Raw genomic sequence first — 17,077 nt, 5'->3', positions numbered from 1 at the left:
GCGCGAAGCGCGTTTGTACCCCTGTCTCCGGGGCTCGTCCCGTCCGCGCCTCACGGGCGGATCGACCAGCCCCGCTCCCTCAGGGCGGCGCTCAGCGCGGGTGCGGCGCTCGGCTCGACCATCAGCTGGACCAGTCCGGCCTGCTGGCCGGTGGCGTGCTCGATGCGGACGTCCTCGATGTTGACCCCGGCCTTGCCCGCGTCGGCGAAGATCGCGGCCAGCTCGCCCGGCCGGTCGCTGATGAGCACGGCGACGATCTCGTACGACGCCGGGGCGGCCCCGTGCTTGCCCGGCACCCTGACCCGGCCCGCGTTGCCCCGGCGCAGGACGTCCTCGATGCCTTCGGTGCCGCTGCGGCGCTCGTCCTCGTCGCCGGACTGCAGGCCGCGCAGCGCCCGTACCGTCTCGTCCAGGTCGGCGGCGACGCCGGCCAGCACGTCGGCGACCGGGCCGGGGTTGGCGGAGAGGATCTCCACCCACATCCGGGGGTCGGACGCGGCGATGCGGGTGACGTCCCTGATGCCCTGCCCGCACAGGCGTACGGCGGTCTCGTCGGCCTCCTCCAGCCGGGCGGCGACCATGGAGGAGATCAGCTGCGGGGTGTGGGAGACCAGGGCGACCGCGCGGTCGTGGGCGTCGGCGTCCATGACGACCGGGACGGCCCGGCAGAGCGCGACCAGTTCCAGCGCCAGGTTGAGGACCTCGGTGTCGGTGTCCCGGGTCGGGGTCAGGACCCAGGGCCGGCCCTCGAAGAGGTCGGCGGTGGCGGCGAGGGGGCCGGAGCGCTCCTTGCCCGCCATGGGGTGCGTACCGATGTACGGCGCGAGGTCGACGCCGAGCGCCTCCAGCTCGCGGCGCGGGCCGCCCTTGACGCTGGCGACGTCGAGATAGGCGCGGGCGATCCCCTCGCGCATGGCCCTGGCGAGCACGGACGCGGTGTGGGCGGGCGGAACGGCGACGACCGCCAGGTCGACGGGGCCCTCGGGGGCCTCGCCGGTGCCCGCTCCGAGCGCGGCGGCGGTCTGCGCCGAGGACGCGTCGCTGTCGGCCAGGTGCACCTGGATGCCGCGCCCCGCGAGGGCTAGGGCCGCGGAGGTCCCGACCAGGCCGGTTCCGATGACGAGGGCTGTTCTCACTGGGCGATGTCCTTGCGCAGGGCGCCGGTGGCGCCGAGGTAGACGTGGCTGATCTCGGCCTTGGAGAGATACGTCTCCACATGGGCGAGGATGCGGACCACGCGGGGCATGGCCCCCGTGATGTCGAGTTCCTGCGCGCAGATCAGCGGTACGTCGACGATGCCCAGGCCCCGGGCCGCCGCCGCGGGGAAGTCGCTGTGCAGGTCCGGGGTGGCCGTGAACCAGACGCTGATCAGGTCGTCGGCGACGATCTGGTTGCGCTCCAGGACGGCGGTGAGGAGCTCGCTCACCCGCTCGTCCATGTGCCCGGCCTCGTCCCGATCCAGCTGGACTGCCCCACGGACCGCTCGTACCGCCACGTCGTACCCCTCGTCGCCTCGTGCTGCGTGCCCTTTCAGCCTAGAGGGGCTGCGGGAGACGTGGTCACCCCGCTCTGTACGTGAGACGCGGCGGGTGCCCGCCTCCCGGGGGAATCCCCGCGTGGACCGCGGCGATGTCGGCGGGCTCCCGGGCGCGGTGGCTTCGCCCGGGCGGCCAGGGGCACCACGATGCCTCTCAGCGACCACCACACGAGGAGAGCCATGAACGCACGACGAAGGACGGTCCTGGCCGCGGGGACGGCGGGAGCCGCGGCCCTGGTGACCGGCTGCGGCTCGTCGGACGGCGACGGGGGCGGCGACGAGAGCTCCGCCCCCGCGTCCGGCGGCGCGGAGCTGACCAGCACCTCCGACGTCCCGTCCGGCGGCGGCACGATCTTCAAGGAGCAGAAGATCGTGGTGACCCAGCCGGCCGACGGTGAGTTCAAGGCGTTCTCGGCGGTGTGCACCCATGCGGGCTGCATCGTCGCGACGGTCGAGAACGGCACGATCAACTGCGCGTGCCACGGCAGCCGGTTCAGCATCACGGACGGGGCCGTCGAGCAGGGCCCGGCGACACGCGCGCTGCCCGCCGAGAAGATCACCGTGGACGGGGACAGCATCCGTCAGGGCTGAGGGCTGCCCCGTCGGGGCGGAAAACGGGGCGCGGCCGTCGGCGGGACTGCGTACGCTCGCGCGAATGATCACCCCTGACGGCACACGGCTCGTGCGGGATCACACCGTCTACTCCTGCGTGATGGGCTCCCGCGCCTTCGGACTGGCCACCGAGGACAGCGATACGGACCGGCGCGGGGTCTTCCTCGCGCCGACGCCGCTGTTCTGGGGCTTCACGAAGCCGCCGACCCATGTCGAGGGGCCGGCGGACGAGCAGTTCTCCTGGGAGCTGGAGCGCTTCTGCGAGCTCGCGATCCGCGGCAACCCGAACGTTCTGGAGTGCCTGCACTCGCCGCTCGTGGAGCGGATCGACGCCACGGGCCGCGAGCTCCTGGACCTGCGCGGCGCCTTCCTCTCCCGGCACGCCCACACGACGTTCGTACGCTACGCGCTGGGCCAGCGGCGGAAGCTGGAGGCGGATGTGCGCCAGTACGGGGCTCCGCGCTGGAAGCACGCGATGCATCTGCTGCGGCTGCTGACGAGCTGCCGGGACCTGCTGCGGACGGGCGAGCTGGTCATCGGTGTGGGCGACGCCCGTGACGACCTGCTGGCCGTGAAGCGGGGCGAGGTCCCGTGGGCCGAGGTGGAGCGCAGGATGACGCGCCTGGCCGAGGAGAGCGACGAGGCCGTCTCCGGCTCACCGCTGCCTCCGGAGCCGGACCGGGAGCGCGTGGAGGCCTTCCTGGTCCGGACCCGGAGGGCTTCGGCGGCGGCCGGGTAGGGCTCGGCCTCCGTCCGCAGGGGCCCTCCCCGGCCTCCGTCCGCAGGGTCCGTCAGCTGCCGTCCGCCGGGCGGCGGGCCACCCAGAGCTGCCGGGTGGAGCGGACGACGAGGTCGTCGCGGTGGCGCACGTCCTGCGGGCCGCCGTCCAGCAGGGTGCCGAGCGCGGCCAGGTCGGCGGGGTCCGCCCGGCCGTCGAGTGCCTCGCGGATGCGGCTGAGCACGAGGTGCGCGTACAGCCCGGCGGAGGCGGGCAGCGGGGCGCGCAGCTCCAGGTGCTCCGTGCGCTCCTGCTCGACGGTGAGCCCCGCCGCGGTCAGCAGGGTGCCCCAGTCGGCGCCCAGGTGCGGCAGCCGCTCGGCGTGGAGGGCGCTCAGCGCCTCGCGGCAGCGCGCCTCCAGCCCGGGGCGCTCCGCCACGGCGTCGTCGGGCAGGAAGTGAGGCATCCCGTCCATCTCCGCGACGGCGAGCAGTCCGCCGGGGCGCAGCGCCGCGCGGACCCCGGCGAGCGCCGCCGCGGGGTCGTCCACGTGGTGCAGGGAGGCCGACGCCCAGACGAGGTCCGCGTCCTCGATGCCGGCGAGCCCGGTGCCCGCGTCCGTCTCCAGGGTGCGCACCCGGTCGCCCAGGCCCTTGGCGCGGGCGGCCCCGGCGAGCCGGGCGAGCATGTCGGGGGAGCTGTCGACGGCGGTCACCCGGGAGCCGGGGAACCGCTCCAGCAGGGCGAAGGTGCCGGTGCCCGTGCCCGCCCCGAGGTCGACGATCCGGGTGACACCGCCGTCCCCGGCCGCGTCGGCGACCCTGGCGGTCACCGAGGTGAGGTACGGGGCGAACAGCTCGGCGTCGAGGTCGAGCACCTCGGCGAGGCCGTCCTGCTGGTCCGGGGTCCCGTGGTCGTGGTGGTCGTGGCCGTGGTGGTGCGCGTGCGGGGCGCCCGAGTGGGAGGTGCTGGGTGTCATGGGACCGAGCCTACGAACCTTTGCCTCCAGCGCATACCGTCTTGCCCATGACGCAAGAAGGCAGTGCTCTCGACAGCCTCGTACGCAAAAGAATCCGCGCCCTGCGGGCCGCGCACGGCTGGTCGCTCGACGATCTGGCCGCCCGCTGCCACCTCAGCCCCTCCACGCTCAGCCGGATCGAGACGGGGCACCGCAGGATCGCGCTCGACCAGCTCACCGTGATCGCCAGGGCGCTGGGCACCTCGCTCGACCAGCTCGTCGAGTCGGCTCCCGACGACGTGGTCACGAACCCCACGCGTCATCCGGGGCGGGGCCTGACCCAGTGGGCCCTGCGCGGTGAGCCGGGCGTCACCGTGGCGCGGATGCGGCTGACCGAACCGCCGCCCGAGGGCCCGTCGGCCCTCAAGGCGCACCCGGGCAGGGAGTGGTTCACGGTGCTGTCCGGCACGGTCGTGCTGCTGCTTGGGGAACGGCGGCTGCGGATGGAGGAGGGGCAGGCGGCGGAGTTCACCACGATGCTCCCGCACGCGCTGGGCGCCGTCGGCGGCCCGGCGGAGGTCCTCGGCATCTTCGACCGGGAGGGCCGCCGCTCCCACCTGCGCGAGAGCGAGTGAGAGGGCGGCCTCCGGGCCGTCAGTACGCGTCCCTCTCCCCCGGCCGCCCGCGGACGTGGTCCTCCGCGGACAGGACGTGGACCCCCCGCAGGTCCGCGTCCGGGCTCCGTGAGGGGGAGCCGGTCACGCGTCCCAGAGCGCGGCCAGCGACAGCAGGTCGCTGCGGTATTCGATGCGCTCCGACCATTCCTTGGGCCAGGCGTCCGCTCCCAGGTGCGCTCCGGCCAGTGCTCCCGTCAGGCAGCCCAGCGAGTCGGAGTCGCCCCGGGTGCAGGCGGCCCGGCGAAGGGCGGTGACGGGTTCCTCGGGGAAGAGCAGGAAGCAGTGCAGGGCTGTGGCGAGGGCCTCCTCCGCGATCCAGCCGTCGCCGGTCGTCTCGCAGGGGTCGGTCTCGGGGGACGGATTCCGCAGGGCGTCCTGGACCCGGGCGAGGGCGGTGAGGCACTCCTCCCAGCCGCGCCGGATGTACGCCTCGGGGGAGGCGTCGCCCGCGTAGCGCCAGAGGTCTCCCAGCCAGCGCTCCGGATAGCGGTCGCTGTTCTCGTAGGCGTAACTGCGCAACTGGCCGACCAGGCCCATCGGTTCGGCCCCCTGCGCCAGCAGGTACACCGCGCGCGCCATCAGGTCGGAGGCGGCCAGCGCGGTGGGGTGACCGTGGGTCAGCGCGGCCTGGAGCTGTGCGGCGCCGGCGCGCTGCTCCTCGCTGAGACCCGGCACGAGGCCGACGGGTGCGACCCGCATGTTGGCGCCGCATCCCTTGGAGCCGGTCTGGCTGGCCTCCTGCCAGGGGCGTTCACTGTCGAGCAGGCGGCAGGCGGTCATGCAGGTGCGGCCGGGGGCGCGGTTGTTGTCGGGCGAGTGGTACCAGTCGACGAACTCCTCGCGGACGGGGCGCACCAGCCGCGGCGGGGTGAGCAGCCCCCGGTCCATCGCGGTGCGTATGCCGCGCCCCAGGGCGAGCGTCATCTGGGTGTCGTCGGTGACGAAGGCGGGCTTCGGCAGCCGCATCTGGCGCCAGGGCCCGCACTTGGCGAGGATCGCCGGGACGTTGTCGAACTCGGTGGGGAAGCCCAGCGCGTCGCCGAGCGCCAGCCCGGTCAGCGCGCCCGTGGCCGCCTGTTTCGTGAGAATCCTTGTCGGGATCATGATGTCCGTCCTTCCGGGCGTCCTTCCGGGCGCAGGAGTGGTGGGTGCAGGGCGGTAGCGGCACCCGCCCGGTAGAGGGCGGCCGGTTTGCCCCGTCCGCCGGTGCGGCGCGGCGGTCCGTCCACGGCCTGCACGAAGCCGGGCGTGGTGAGGACCTTGCGCCTGAAGTTGGGCCGGTCGAGCTCGACGCCCCAGACGGTCTCGTAGACCTGCTGGAGCTCGCCGAGGGTGAATTCGGCCGGGCAGAACGCCGTGGCCAGGCAGGAGTACTCCAGCCTGGCTCCGATCCGGTCGTAGGCGTCGGCCAGGATGCGGTCGTGGTCGAAGGCCAGCGGCACGGTGCCGCCCGCCTCCCACCACCGGGCGTGCGCCGCGTCACCGCCGCCTCGCGGTTCCGGCAGATCGGGGACGAGCGCGGCGTACGCGACGGAGACGACCCGCATCCTGGGGTCGCGGTCCGGATCGCTGTAGGTGCGCAGCTGTTCGAGGTGGAAGGCGCAGACCGTGTTCTGGGTGAGGCCGGTCTCCTCGGCGAGCTCGCGGCGGGCCGCCTCCTCGGCGGACTCGCGGGGCAGCACGAAACCGCCCGGGAGCGCCCAGCTGCCCTTGTACGGGTCCTCGCCGCGCTCCACGAGCAGGACGTGGAGCCTGCTCTCGCGGACGGTGAAGACGGCCAGGTCGACGGTGACGGCGAACGGGGTGAAGGCGTGCGGGTCGTAGCCCTCGGGGACGGTGCTCATCGGCGCTCCGGCAGGGGTGCGGTGAAGTGCCATCCGGCGGCGAGCAGTCCGTCGACGGCGTCGACGGCCGTGGCGAGGCGCTCGTCGCGGGAACCGGTGATCTCGATGAACCCGCGTCCTGTACGGGTGAGTTCGGCGCGGAAGCGGCCGGTCATCCAGGGCCTCAGTTCCTCGCCGTCCCGCAGTCCGTCGTCCTCGAAGGCGACGCCCTCGTGGTCGGTGAGCAGCCAGAGATGGTGGGTGTTGCGGTCGGCCGTCTTCTCCACGAGGGGGTTGCGTCCGCCGATGTAGCGCTCGTGCCAGACGGTGGTGGCGAAGGAGTCGGTGTCGCAGAAGAGCACCGGGGAGCCGACCCGTGCGGCGGCGTCCTCCCTGGCGTTCTGGGTCTCGGCGATGAGCGGGAAGTCGTCGGTGGTGAAGCCGACGTCCTCCCACTGGGCGCCCGGCCATCGCCTGCGCAGGGCGGCGAGCTTCGACTCGCTGAACTCCCGCCCGTACTCGTCGACGCACAGCGTCCGCGCCCACACTCCGCCGCGCCGGCGGTAGTGCGCGGCCAGGGCGCGGGCCAGGGTCGTGGTGCCGGTGGACTCGGCGCCGAGCACGACGACGCGGCGGGTCAGCGCGGCCCGGACCGGTGGTTCGAGGAAGTCCCAGCAGCCGGCGGGGTCTGCCCGGACGGCGGTGCCGGAGACGGGGAAGACGGTGCGGGCGGGGTCGACGAGGACGGGCTCCGCGCCGAAGCGGCGGGCGAGTTCGTCGCCGTACTCCTCCGAGGTGAAGACGGCGTCGACGCGTCCGGGGACGGCCGAGGTGAAGACGGCCATGTGCGCGTCCCAGACGGCCGGGTCCTCCAGGTCCATCGGGATGTCGTCGACGGCGCCCACCACCCTTACGTCCGGGTGCACTTCACGCATCCAGGCGACCCGGTCGGCGAGCGGGACGGATTCGACGGACGCGGCGCAGACCAGGACGGTGACCCGCTCGCAGCGGTCCGTGGCGGTGCGGACGAGATGGTGGTGCCCCGCGTGCGGCGGATAGAACTTGCCGAGGACCAGACCGTGCCCGTGGCGCTTCATACCGGCACCACCACGCCCTCGCGGCGGTCCGCGGCGAGGTCCCGGCTCCAGCCGCGCAGCCCGATGAGGCAGAGCGTGAGGAATCCCAGGTAGAGCAGGGAGGTGAGGTAGAGCTCCTTGTACGCGTACAGCGGGATGTAGACCACGTCGGCGGCGATCCACAGCCACCAGGACTCGACGCGCTTGCGGCACTGCCCGTACGTCGCCATGAGGGACAGCGAGGTGGTCAGGGCGTCCCAGAACGGCACGGTCGAGTCCGTGGCCCGGGACAGCAGGAGCGTGAGGAGGAGTGTCCCCGCCGCCCCCGCCGCGAGCAGCCAGGTCCATTCGGTGCGGCTCGTGCTGCGCACCGGCAGGACGGATGCACCTGGTCCACCCCCGTGGGTCCAGGTCCACCAGCCGTACGCGGCGAGGGCGATGAAGACGATCTGCAGGCCGGCGTCGGCGTACAGACCGGACTGGGTGAACAGCAGGATGAAGAACAGGTTGTTGGCGATGCCGATCAGCCAGTTGGCGAGGTGCTGGCGGGCCACGAGCCAGACGCACAGCGCACCGCTGCCGAAGCCGAGCACCTCGGTCCAGCTGACCGGGGTGCCCAGGACCGTCACCAGGGGCTGTTGCAGGGGTTCGAGTATGTCCGCGAGCGACACGCCGCCACCTCCTTCTTTATGGTCACTCTGACTATAAAGAAGGAACGGCGGCGGCAAAAGGCCCGCGGCCGGTTCCCGTTCGGAAAAATGAACGAGGAACCGGCCGCGGGCCGTTCGGGATCGGGCGGCTACAGGCCGACCTCGCGCATCAGCATGCCGACCTCCGTGTTGGTCAGGCGGCGCAGCCAGCCGGACTTCTGGTCGCCCAGCGGGATCGGGCCGAAGGACGTCCGCACGAGCCGCTCGACCGGGAAGCCGGCCTCGGCCAGCATCCGGCGGACGATGTGCTTGCGGCCCTCGTGGAGGGTGACCTCGACGAGGTAGTTCTTGCCGGTGTTCTCGACGACCCGGAAGTGGTCGGCGCGGGCGTAGCCGTCCTCCAGCTGGATGCCGTCCTTGAGGCGCTTGCCGAGGTCACGCGGCAGCGGGCCCTGGATGGCGGCCAGGTAGGTCTTCTTCACGCCGTACTTGGGGTGCGTGAGACGGTGGGCCAGCTCGCCGTGGTTGGTGAGCAGGATGATGCCCTCGGTCTCGGTGTCGAGGCGCCCCACGTGGAACAAGCGGGTCTCGCGGTTGGTGACGTAGTCACCGAGGTTCTGGCGGCCGTCCGGGTCCCCCATGGTGGAGACGACACCGGCCGGCTTGTTCAGCGCGAAGAAGAGGTACGACTGGGTGGCGACCGTCAGGCCGTCGACCTTGATCTCGTCGTGCTGCGGGTCGACGCGCATGCCCTGCTCCAGGACGATCTCGCCGTTGACCTCGACCCTGGCCTGCTCGATCAGCTCCTCGCACGCCCGGCGGGAGCCCATGCCGGCACGGGCGAGGATCTTCTGCAGACGCTCACCCTCCTGCTCGGCGCCCGGGTGCGTCTTGGGCGTCCTGATCTCGGGCTTGTCCGCGTAACGGTCGCGGTTGCGCTGCTCGATCTTGGCGTCGAGCTCGCGCGGGCGGCTGGGGGCGCCCTGGCGACGGCCGCCCTTGCTCACGTTCTGTGCGGGCTTCGGACCGCCCTTGGCGCCGCCGCGCGCCGCGGCACCGCGGCCCTTGCGGGGACCGCCGTCGCCGCCGGGCCTGTCGGAGCCCACGTCGTAGCGGCGCTCCTCGGGGCGGGGCCGGCGGGGGCGCTGCTCCTGCTGCTTGTCGTCACGCTCGGAGCGGGAGACCCGGGGGTTCGGGTTGCTGTTCCTGCCGGTGCCGGCGTTGTTCCTGTTGCCGCTCCAGCCGCCGCCACCGCTGTTGCCGCCGCTCCGGCTGCCGCCACCGCTCCGGCCGCCGCCGCTGTTGCCGCCGCTCCTGCTGCCGCCGCTGCCGCTTCCGCTGTTCCTGCCACTGCTTCGCATCAAAAATCCGTCTTGTCGTCTGCGTGAGTATCCGGGGTGTCCGGTGCGTCCGGATCGAACGACGGCACACCCTCTAGCGTCTCAGCCTCGATCGCGTCCGCCTCCGGGAGGAAGGGCGCGAGCTCCGGGAGCTCGTCCAGGCCTCGCAGGCCCATGCGCTCCAGAAAGTAGTTCGTCGTCCTGTACAGGATCGCACCTGTTTCGGGTTCCGCGCCCGCCTCCTCGACGAGACCCCTCTGGAGCAGGGTCCGCATGACGCCGTCGCAGTTCACTCCGCGTACCGCCGAGACCCTCGACCGGCTCACCGGCTGGCGGTACGCGACCACCGCGAGGGTCTCCAGCGCGGCCTGGGTGAGCCGGGCGTGCTGGCCGTCCAGGACGAAGCCCTCGACGGCCGGCGCGTACTCCGGGCGGGTGTAGAAGCGCCAGCCCCCGGCGACGAGCCTGAGGTCGAACCCGCGACGCTGGACGGTGTACTCGTCGGCCAGCTCCCGCAGCGCGTCCGCCACGGCCCGGCGCGGGCGCTGGAGGACCTTGGCGAGGTGTTCCTCGGTGGCGGGCTCGTCCACGACCATGAGGACCGCCTCCAGGGCGGGCTTGAGGTCGAGCCCGGCCACCGTGCCCTCGCGCCCGTCGTCGTCCGTGCTCATTCCCGTACGTCCTCCTCCGCCTCGTGCACCTCTTGGTCGAACTCGTCCGTGACCAGCGGTTCGGCTCCCTCTCCCCCAGCCCAGCGGACCATCAGCTCGCCGAGCGCCTCCTCCTGGTCGAGGGCGACCGCCTTCTCCCGGTAGAGCTCCAGGAGCGCCAGGAACCGGGCCACGACCGTGAGGGTGTCCGCCGCGTCCTCGGTGAGCTCCCGGAAGCTGATCGCGCCCTCCGCGCGCAGCCGGGACACGACGATCCCGGCCTGCTCGCGCACGCTGACCAGCGGCGCGTGGATGTGGTCGACGTACACCTGCGGCTTCGGCTTCGGCTGCATCGCCTTCACCGCGAGCCGGGCGAAGCCCTCGGGGCCGATGCTGATCACGACCTCGGGCAGCAGCTCGGCGTACTGGGGCTCCAGGCCGACGGTGCGGGGGTGGCGGCGGGACTCGGACTCCAGGCGGTCGCTGAAGATCTCGGCGATCCGCTTGTACGCGCGGTACTGGAGCAGCCGCGCGAAGAGCAGGTCCCGCGCCTCCAGGAGGGCGAGGTCGGCCTCGTCCTCCACCTCGGCGGTGGGGAGCAGCCTGGCGGCCTTCAGGTCGAGCAGGGTCGCGGCGACGACGAGGAACTCGGTGGTCTGGTCGAGGTCCCAGTCGGGCCCCATGGCACGGATGTGGGCCATGAACTCGTCGGTGACCTTCGAGAGCGCGACCTCGGTCACATCGAGCTTGTGCTTGGAGATCAGCTGGAGGAGGAGGTCGAAGGGGCCTTCAAAGTTGACCAGCCGCACGGTGAAACGGCGGTCGTCACCGGCCTCGGGAACGGCGGACGCCTCACCGGCCCCGTCGTTCTCTCCGGGCGCGCTCCCGACCGCGCCCGGAGCGTCCGCCTGGGCCTCGGGGGCCCCGGGGACCTCAGTGGCCGCAGGAGGTCCGGAGGGCGGATCCACGCACGGCGCGGAGGGGCCGGCAGGTGCCACGGGGTCCGCGGCAGCCGCAGCGGCGCCGGCAGGGCCCGCGGAGCCGTCGTGGAGGTCCGCAGGGGCCGTGGGGCCCTCAGGGGCCTCCTGGGGAGCCGCAGGGGCCGCGAGGCCCTCGGAGGCCTTCTGGAGGGCCGCAGGGGCCCCATGGAGGTCCGCGGGTGCCCGGGGCGGGCCCGCAGGCGTCCCGGCGTCCACGGGGGCCTTCGCCGGCCGTATCCCCGGCCCCCGGCCGAGAGCACGGCGGGTCGGGCGGGGCGGGTCGTCGGCAGTCGGCATGTGCTGGGGTCCAGAGGTCCGGCGGGGAATCGGGCGGTGGCCCTGGGGCGGGGCCGCCCTCGGCGGCTCCCCTCCCCCGGCAGGCTACCGGCGTCGCGCCGCTCAGCGGCCGCGCAGCCTCCGCACGAGGATGCTCGCGTCGCCCCGCGACTCCAGGTCGGCGAGCACCACGGCGACCGCCTCACGGACGATGCGCCCACGGTCCACGGCCAGACCGTGCTCGCCGCGCAGCACGAGCCGCGCGTGTTCGAGGTCCATCAGTTCCTCGGCCGAGACATAGACGGTGATCTTCTCGTCGTGCCGCTCCCGGCCGCTGGGCCGGCGGTTGGCCCCCCGGCCTCCTCCGCGTGCCCGCTGGGGCTGCACGGTGGTGGCCGCCGCCTCCTGGGGCGGTGCCGTGCGGGGCGGGACGGGCGCGCCGCGCTCCTCACCCTCGGCGCGGCCGCGCGAGCCGCCGCCGTCGGCGTCCGCCGCGGCGTGCTCCTCCCGGGACGCCCCGGCGGGAGTCTCACCGCCGCCTCCGGGTGCGCCGCCCTGCTCCGCCGGATCGTTCGGCCCGGTCGGTGCGGGCACCCGTGCCTCACCGTTCGCCTTGCGTCGCCTCTCGGCTGGGGACGAGGCCTGCAGGCCCATGCCCCCGGTGGTACGGAACAGCTCGTCGGCCCCCGGCAGACTCACTCGGCGTGACACCGGGCGAGCACCTCCCTGGCGAGCTGGCGATAGGCGGCGGCACCGACCGAGTTGGACGCGTACGTGGTGATGGGCTCACCCGCGACCGTGGTCTCCGGGAAGCGCACGGTGCGCCCGATGACCGTGTGGTAGACGTGGTCGTCGAAGGCCTCGACGACGCGTGCGAGCACCTCACGGCTGTGCACCGTGCGGGAGTCGTACATGGTGGCGAGGATGCCGTCCAGCTCCAGCTCGGGGTTGAGCCGCTCCTGGACCTTCTCGATGGTCTCGGTGAGCAGTGCCACACCGCGCAGCGCGAAGAACTCGCACTCGAGCGGGACTATCACCTTGTGAGCCGCCGTCAGGGCGTTCACCGTGAGCAGACCGAGCGAGGGCTGACAGTCGATCACGATGTAGTCGTAGTCGGCCATCAGCGGCTTCAGGGCGCGCTGGAGCGTCGACTCCCGGGCCACCTCGCTCACCAGCTGCACTTCGGCGGCCGAGAGGTCGATGTTGCTGGGGAGCAGGTCCATGTTGGGCACCGCGGTCTTCAGCAGGACCTCGTCCGCCGCCATGCCCCGCTCCATGAGCAGGTTGTAGACGGTGAGGTCGAGCTCCATCGGGTTGACCCCGAGGCCGACCGACAGGGCTCCCTGCGGGTCGAAGTCGACGAGCAGGACGCGTCGGCCGTACTCGGCGAGTGCGGCGCCCAGGTTGATGGTCGACGTGGTCTTGCCGACGCCGCCCTTCTGGTTGCACATCGCGATGATCTTCGCGGGGCCGTGATCGGTCAGCGGACCGGGAATCGGGAAGTACGGCAGGGGCCGGCCGGTGGGGCCGATCCGCTCGCGGCGCTGACGGGCGGCGTCGGGCGCGAGGGTGGCCGCGTACTCCGGATCGGGCTCGTATTCGGCATCGGGGTCGTAGAAGTGCCCCTCGGGCACCTCGGCGAAGTCGGCGAAGTGGGCGGTCTCTCGGCCACTTTCGTTGCCGGCCATGGCGTTCACGTGTAGGCCGTCCATCATCTGGGGGGCTGTCGTCATGTGCTGGTGGGTGGCGAAGGTGCGGACAGCGACGGAGCCGACAGCTTCGAGCCCGATCGGGCTCAGACCCCGTGCAGGCATCCCTGGTTGACCACCCCCGGGAGTAATTGTCGACTCATTCACAAGTCGTCTTACCTCCTTGGATGTGACCAGGAAACTTATCGATAGGTCAGCGTGGCACCATGCCGACGATTGGCGACTCTATGGCGTGTCACCGGTTCGCAGCAACACAATCCGCCGGACCCGGCCCGATGTGTCGGCAATCGAACACCCCGCTGTCAAGGGTGCGGAGCGCCCGAGGCGCACCTTTCGCCGGGGTGCAAAAAGGGTAGAGGGTTACGTCTCCGGCGAGTTGAGCCGGGGCCGCTCATGCGTCCGGCCGGACCTTGCTGGGCAAGGTCCGGCCGGACGCATGAGGTTGACGGAGGGGGTTGACCGCTCAGCCGAGAAGCGTGCTCAGTTCCACGTGGTCGAGACCGTGCGCCTCGGCCACCTCGCGGTAAACCACCTGGCCGTCATGGGTGTTGAGACCCTTGGCCAGCGCGGCGTCACGGCGCAGGGCGTCGGCCCAGCCCCGGTTCGCGAGCTCCAGGATGTAGGGCAGCGTGGCGTTCGTGAGCGCGTAGGTGGAGGTGTTCGGCACCGCGCCCGGCATGTTCGCGACACAGTAGAAGACCGAGTTGTGGACGGTGAAGGTCGGCTCGGCGTGCGTGGTCGGATGCGAGTCCTCGAAGCAGCCTCCCTGGTCGATCGCAATGTCGACAAGAACACTTCCGGGCTTCATCTTGGCGACGAGCTCGTTGGTGACCAGCTTGGGGGCCTTCGCTCCGGGGATCAGCACGGCGCCCACGACGAGGTCGGCCTCGACGACGGCCTTCTCCAGCTCGAGGGCGTTGGAGACGACCGTGCGCACCTTGGTGCCGAAGACCTTGTCGGCCTCGCGGAGCTTGTTGATGTCCTTGTCGAGCAGCGTGACGTGGAAGCCGAGCCCGACGGCGATCTGCGTCGCGTTCCAGCCGGAGACACCGCCGCCGATGACGACGGCCCTGGCCGAGCCCGTGCCCGGGACGCCACCGGGGAGCACACCCCGCCCGCCGACCGAGCGCATCAGGTGGTACGCGCCGACCTGCGGGGCGAGGCGGCCGGCGACCTCGGACATCGGGGCGAGCAGCGGCAGCGCGCGGTTCGCGGTCTCGACGGTCTCGTACGCGATGGCGGTCGTGCCCGACGCGAGCAGGGCGTCCGTGCACGCGCGGGAGGCGGCGAGGTGCAGGTAGGTGAAGAGCGTCTGGCCCTTGCGGAGGCGGTGGTACTCCTCGGCGACCGGCTCCTTGACCTTGAGCAGCAGGTCGGCGGCGGCCCAGACCTCGTCGGCGGTGGGCAGGATGCTCGCGCCCGCGGCGACGTACTCCTCGTCCGGGATGGACGATCCCTCACCGGCGTGCCGCTCGACGAGGACCTGGTGGCCGTGGCGTACGAGCTCATGCACTCCGGCGGGGGTGATCGCCACCCGGAACTCGTTGTTCTTGACTTCGCGGGGGATGCCGACCTTCACGTCGATCACGGTCCTTGACTCAGAGGGTCGCCGGGGCATAGCGGGTCATACCCGTATGAACCAAGCATAAAGGGAGACACCGCAGAGATCTGCGGCAGAACCATCATTAATGAAGGGCTTCCCGCTGTCTAGCCTTACAAAGCATTAAGTTTCGTTCGAAGCACTACGGATTTCGTAGGCTGGACTCTCCTCGCCCAGCAATCTGTCGGCCGCCGAGCGGTGCAGCCGGGCCGCCGCGGGGTCCCCGAGCCGGTCCAGGGTGTCCGCGAGTCTGAGCTCCAGCGCCGCCTGGAGACGCACGTCACCCGCCCTGCGCGCCAGGTCGACCGCCTCGCGGCAGGTGTGCAGCGACTCCTGCGGCCGGCCCGCGTACTCCTGCACACGGGCGGCCTCGCTGAGCGCCCGCGCCTGGGCCGGCAGGTCCCCGAGCCTGCGGTGGCCGGCGGCCGCGGCCCGCCATTCGCGCAGCGCCTCGCCGTAGCGCCCGGTGTACGTGTGGACGGCCCCGAGCCGTCCGTACAGGCGTGCCGCGTCGGCCTGCTCCCCCTGCGTGAGGCGTTGGGCGAGGGCCCGGCCGTACCAGTCGGAGGCCCGGTTGTAGTCCCCCAGCTCCGCGTAGGCGCCGCCTGCGGATTCCATCGCGCGGCCGGTCGCGTAGAGGTCGTTCGCCGCGCGTCCGGCGTCCAGCGCGGCCCTGTAGCGGGCCAGCGCCTCGCGCGTACGGCCGGTCCTGGCGTCCAGATCGGCCAGATTGAGCAGCGCGGCGGCCTTCTCCCTGGGCAGGTCGCGGCGCTCGGCCACGTCCAGGACCAGCCCGTGCAGCCCGTACAGCACGGGAGCTGCGTCCTCGGTGCCCCGGTGCACGGCGAGGGCCCGGACCAGCGCGGCGACCAGCCGCCGGGCGAGGGTGTCCAGACCGCCGTCCCGCACCGCGAGCCTGGCGGAGGCCACCAGGGCGGGCTCACGGATGCGCAGCCACTCGGCGGCGGACTCCGGGTTGGGGAAGCGCAGCGAGCGCGGCAGCCCGGCGAGCCTGCGGCGGGCCGGGGAGTCCTCGGGGTCGGTGACCGCGCGGCACGCCTGGAGCCGGCGCACGGTCCGCTCCAGCATCCTGGCCCGTGCGAGCTGGATCTCGGCGGGGCGTTCCCGCTCCTCCAGCACGGCGCGCACCAGGGGGGCGAGGCAGCCGGGCACCTCGTACTGCGGGAGCGCGGCGCCGTTGGTCCGCAGCAGCCCGAAGCGGACGAAGTCGTCCAGGGTCGTCTGGGCGGCGGACACGGAGCACCCGGCCAGCGCGGACGCGGTGTGGGCGTCGGCGAGTCCGGCGGGCGCCAGGGCGAGCAGTCGCAGTATCCGGGCGGCGACCGCGGGCAGCGAGTCGTGGACGAGACGGAAGGCGCGGGCCAGCGGCCTTGCCCCGGTGGGCTGTTCGGGATCGTCCTGCTGGTCGCACAGCTGCTTGGTGACGTCGGCGACGGAGGCGCCCGGGCGGGCCGCGAGCCATCCGGCGACAAGGGTCAGTGCGGCGGGCAGCCCTCCGCACTCCTCCGCGAGCGTCTCGGCGGTCCGGGGGTCGACGGTGATGCGGACCTGGCCGATGGTGTGGGCGAGCAGCTGCACGGCGGCGCCCGTGTCGAGCCCGCCGATGGTGCACGGGCGGACCCCGGAGATCCCGGTGAGGGGGCCCGTCGAGGTGGCGACGACCAGGCAGTCCGGGTTGTCGGGGAGCAGGGGATCGACCTGTTCGGCGTCCACGGCGTCGTCGAGCAGGATCAGGGCGCGGCGTACGGCGAACGCCTCGCGGACCATCTCGGAGAGCTCGTCCTCGTCGGCGCCCGGCGGGGCGGCGACGCGGAGTGTGTCCAGGAGTTCGCGCGCGGTGCGTTCACCGGTGACGCGTTCGCCTCCCGGGTCGGTGAGCGAGACACGGAACACCCCGTCGGGGTAGTCGCCGGGTTCCGCGAGCCTGCGGGCGAGTTCGGCGGCGAGGGCGGTGCGTCCGGATCCGGGCCTGCCCGCGATGAGCAGGACCCTGGCACGGGCCGCCTTGCGGCCGGCCAGGGTGTCCAGGCCCGCTCCCTCGATGTCCTCCTGAAGGGCTTTCAGCTCGCGTGCGCGGCCGAAGAACCGGGGTGGCGTGGACTCGGGCGGTTCCTTGGCTCCCGCCGTCCCCGCCGCTCCGGCCGGGCCGTTGGTGTCCACCGCCTGATCGGTCACGGGCCACGCTCCACTTCGCTGCACGCGGTTGCCCGCCGGAACTCCGGGCGGGACCTTTCGAGCGTAGTTCAGTGGTGCGGACGATCACGGCCGAGCGCGGCGGGCGGATCCCCCGAAAGGATCAGCGTTTCGTACGATCTGCCGATGTTCTACGGGCGACCGTACGGCCATCCGTGACGGTCCATCAGTGAATCGGCTCCGTACGGCCGGACCCTGCCGGCGGTCCTCCCCGTACGGCCGGCCCGTCGGCCACGTCCCGCGAGGGAGCGGACCGA

Annotated in this window: 17 protein-coding genes; 3 read left to right on the top strand and 14 right to left on the bottom strand. The window is 72.6% G+C overall.

The features are described from left to right. Positions 1–50: 50 nt before the first annotated feature. Both AMK10_RS28320 and aroH read right to left on the bottom strand, forming a co-directional pair. Entirely contained in the window at positions 51–1,136 is a 1,086-nt protein-coding gene (locus tag AMK10_RS28320; protein WP_073751142.1) for a prephenate dehydrogenase, read from the bottom strand. Then, entirely contained in the window at positions 1,133–1,495 is a 363-nt protein-coding gene (aroH, locus tag AMK10_RS28315) for a chorismate mutase (RefSeq protein ID WP_073751140.1), read from the bottom strand. Before aroH ends, AMK10_RS28320 begins: the two co-directional genes overlap by 4 nt. A gap of 222 nt (positions 1,496–1,717) precedes the next feature. Here aroH and AMK10_RS28310 point away from each other — a divergent pair, with 222 nt between their 5' ends. Together AMK10_RS28310 and AMK10_RS28305 are read left to right on the top strand one after the other, a co-directional pair. Continuing rightward, positions 1,718–2,128, top strand: a complete 411-nt coding sequence (locus tag AMK10_RS28310; RefSeq protein ID WP_073751138.1) for a Rieske (2Fe-2S) protein — start codon at positions 1,718–1,720, stop codon at positions 2,126–2,128. A gap of 64 nt (positions 2,129–2,192) precedes the next feature. Then, positions 2,193–2,888: a nucleotidyltransferase domain-containing protein gene (locus AMK10_RS28305; protein WP_073751136.1), complete on the top strand. Its 696-nt coding sequence runs from the start codon at positions 2,193–2,195 to the stop codon at positions 2,886–2,888. A gap of 52 nt (positions 2,889–2,940) precedes the next feature. Here AMK10_RS28305 and AMK10_RS28300 read toward each other — a convergent pair whose 3' ends face one another. Next, positions 2,941–3,846, bottom strand: a complete 906-nt coding sequence (locus tag AMK10_RS28300) for a class I SAM-dependent methyltransferase (protein WP_073751134.1) — start codon at positions 3,844–3,846, stop codon at positions 2,941–2,943. A gap of 47 nt (positions 3,847–3,893) precedes the next feature. Here AMK10_RS28300 and AMK10_RS28295 point away from each other — a divergent pair, with 47 nt between their 5' ends. Next, positions 3,894–4,460 (top strand): helix-turn-helix domain-containing protein, encoded by a 567-nt coding sequence (locus AMK10_RS28295; protein ID WP_073751132.1) that lies wholly within the window; start codon positions 3,894–3,896, stop codon positions 4,458–4,460. Between the two features lie 123 nt (positions 4,461–4,583). Here the strand turns inward: AMK10_RS28295 and AMK10_RS28290 are convergent, their stop codons facing one another. The 11 genes from AMK10_RS28290 to AMK10_RS28240 all read right to left on the bottom strand — a co-directional run bounded on the left by AMK10_RS28290 (position 4,584) and on the right by AMK10_RS28240 (position 16,802). Continuing rightward, complete coding sequence (locus AMK10_RS28290) at positions 4,584–5,606, bottom strand: ADP-ribosylglycohydrolase family protein (protein ID WP_073751130.1); 1,023 nt, start codon at positions 5,604–5,606, stop codon at positions 4,584–4,586. Next, the gene (locus tag AMK10_RS28285; protein WP_073751128.1) at positions 5,603–6,346 is read right to left on the bottom strand and encodes an NUDIX hydrolase; all 744 of its coding nucleotides are present in this window, start codon (positions 6,344–6,346) and stop codon (positions 5,603–5,605) included. Before AMK10_RS28285 ends, AMK10_RS28290 begins: the two co-directional genes overlap by 4 nt. Beyond that, positions 6,343–7,422 (bottom strand): AAA family ATPase, encoded by a 1,080-nt coding sequence (locus AMK10_RS28280; protein ID WP_073751126.1) that lies wholly within the window; start codon positions 7,420–7,422, stop codon positions 6,343–6,345. Before AMK10_RS28280 ends, AMK10_RS28285 begins: the two co-directional genes overlap by 4 nt. Then, positions 7,419–8,072, bottom strand: coding sequence for a nicotinamide riboside transporter PnuC (gene pnuC / locus AMK10_RS28275; protein WP_073751124.1), 654 nt, complete (start codon positions 8,070–8,072; stop codon positions 7,419–7,421). Before pnuC ends, AMK10_RS28280 begins: the two co-directional genes overlap by 4 nt. 128 nt (positions 8,073–8,200) lie before the next feature. Beyond that, a complete protein-coding gene (locus AMK10_RS28270) occupies positions 8,201–9,412 on the bottom strand; it encodes a pseudouridine synthase (protein WP_073751122.1) in 1,212 nt (403 codons plus the stop codon). Next, positions 9,412–10,062 (bottom strand): SMC-Scp complex subunit ScpB, encoded by a 651-nt coding sequence (scpB, locus tag AMK10_RS28265; RefSeq protein ID WP_073751120.1) that lies wholly within the window; start codon positions 10,060–10,062, stop codon positions 9,412–9,414. The genes AMK10_RS28270 and scpB overlap by 1 nt, the downstream gene beginning before the upstream one ends. Continuing rightward, positions 10,059–11,318, bottom strand: a complete 1,260-nt coding sequence (locus tag AMK10_RS28260; protein ID WP_198959812.1) for a segregation and condensation protein A — start codon at positions 11,316–11,318, stop codon at positions 10,059–10,061. Before AMK10_RS28260 ends, scpB begins: the two co-directional genes overlap by 4 nt. A 102-nt stretch (positions 11,319–11,420) precedes the next feature. Continuing rightward, entirely contained in the window at positions 11,421–12,008 is a 588-nt protein-coding gene (locus tag AMK10_RS28255) for a hypothetical protein (RefSeq protein ID WP_079180900.1), read from the bottom strand. Then, a complete protein-coding gene (locus tag AMK10_RS28250; protein WP_073751114.1) occupies positions 11,993–13,111 on the bottom strand; it encodes a ParA family protein in 1,119 nt (372 codons plus the stop codon). The genes AMK10_RS28255 and AMK10_RS28250 overlap by 16 nt, the downstream gene beginning before the upstream one ends. A 358-nt stretch (positions 13,112–13,469) precedes the next feature. Beyond that, positions 13,470–14,585: an alanine dehydrogenase gene (ald, locus tag AMK10_RS28245; protein ID WP_073751960.1), complete on the bottom strand. Its 1,116-nt coding sequence runs from the start codon at positions 14,583–14,585 to the stop codon at positions 13,470–13,472. Between the two features lie 144 nt (positions 14,586–14,729). Next, positions 14,730–16,802 (bottom strand): tetratricopeptide repeat protein, encoded by a 2,073-nt coding sequence (locus AMK10_RS28240; RefSeq protein WP_073751112.1) that lies wholly within the window; start codon positions 16,800–16,802, stop codon positions 14,730–14,732. Positions 16,803–17,077: the final 275 nt, after the last annotated feature.

It is taken from the genome of Streptomyces sp. CB02058 (assembly GCF_001905505.1).
In the GTDB taxonomy this organism is placed as follows: domain Bacteria; phylum Actinomycetota; class Actinomycetes; order Streptomycetales; family Streptomycetaceae; genus Streptomyces.
This window is presented reverse-complemented; position numbering and strand designations above follow the sequence as displayed.

Bases quoted from the DNA above. Each gene is read 5' to 3' on its own strand.
- AMK10_RS28310 (WP_073751138.1), top strand. From the start codon at position 1,718: ATGAACGCACGACGAAGGACGGTCCTGGCCGCGGGGACGGCGGGAGCC.
- AMK10_RS28305 (WP_073751136.1), top strand. From the start codon at position 2,193: ATGATCACCCCTGACGGCACACGGCTCGTGCGGGATCACACCGTCTAC.
- AMK10_RS28300 (WP_073751134.1), bottom strand. From the start codon at position 3,846: ATGACACCCAGCACCTCCCACTCGGGCGCCCCGCACGCGCACCACCAC.
- AMK10_RS28295 (WP_073751132.1), top strand. From the start codon at position 3,894: ATGACGCAAGAAGGCAGTGCTCTCGACAGCCTCGTACGCAAAAGAATC.
- AMK10_RS28290 (WP_073751130.1), bottom strand. From the start codon at position 5,606: ATGATCCCGACAAGGATTCTCACGAAACAGGCGGCCACGGGCGCGCTG.
- AMK10_RS28285 (WP_073751128.1), bottom strand. From the start codon at position 6,346: ATGAGCACCGTCCCCGAGGGCTACGACCCGCACGCCTTCACCCCGTTC.
- AMK10_RS28280 (WP_073751126.1), bottom strand. From the start codon at position 7,422: ATGAAGCGCCACGGGCACGGTCTGGTCCTCGGCAAGTTCTATCCGCCG.
- AMK10_RS28270 (WP_073751122.1), bottom strand. From the start codon at position 9,412: ATGCGAAGCAGTGGCAGGAACAGCGGAAGCGGCAGCGGCGGCAGCAGG.
- scpB (WP_073751120.1), bottom strand. From the start codon at position 10,062: ATGAGCACGGACGACGACGGGCGCGAGGGCACGGTGGCCGGGCTCGAC.
- AMK10_RS28260 (WP_198959812.1), bottom strand. From the start codon at position 11,318: ATGCCGACTGCCGACGACCCGCCCCGCCCGACCCGCCGTGCTCTCGGC.
- AMK10_RS28250 (WP_073751114.1), bottom strand. From the start codon at position 13,111: ATGCCTGCACGGGGTCTGAGCCCGATCGGGCTCGAAGCTGTCGGCTCC.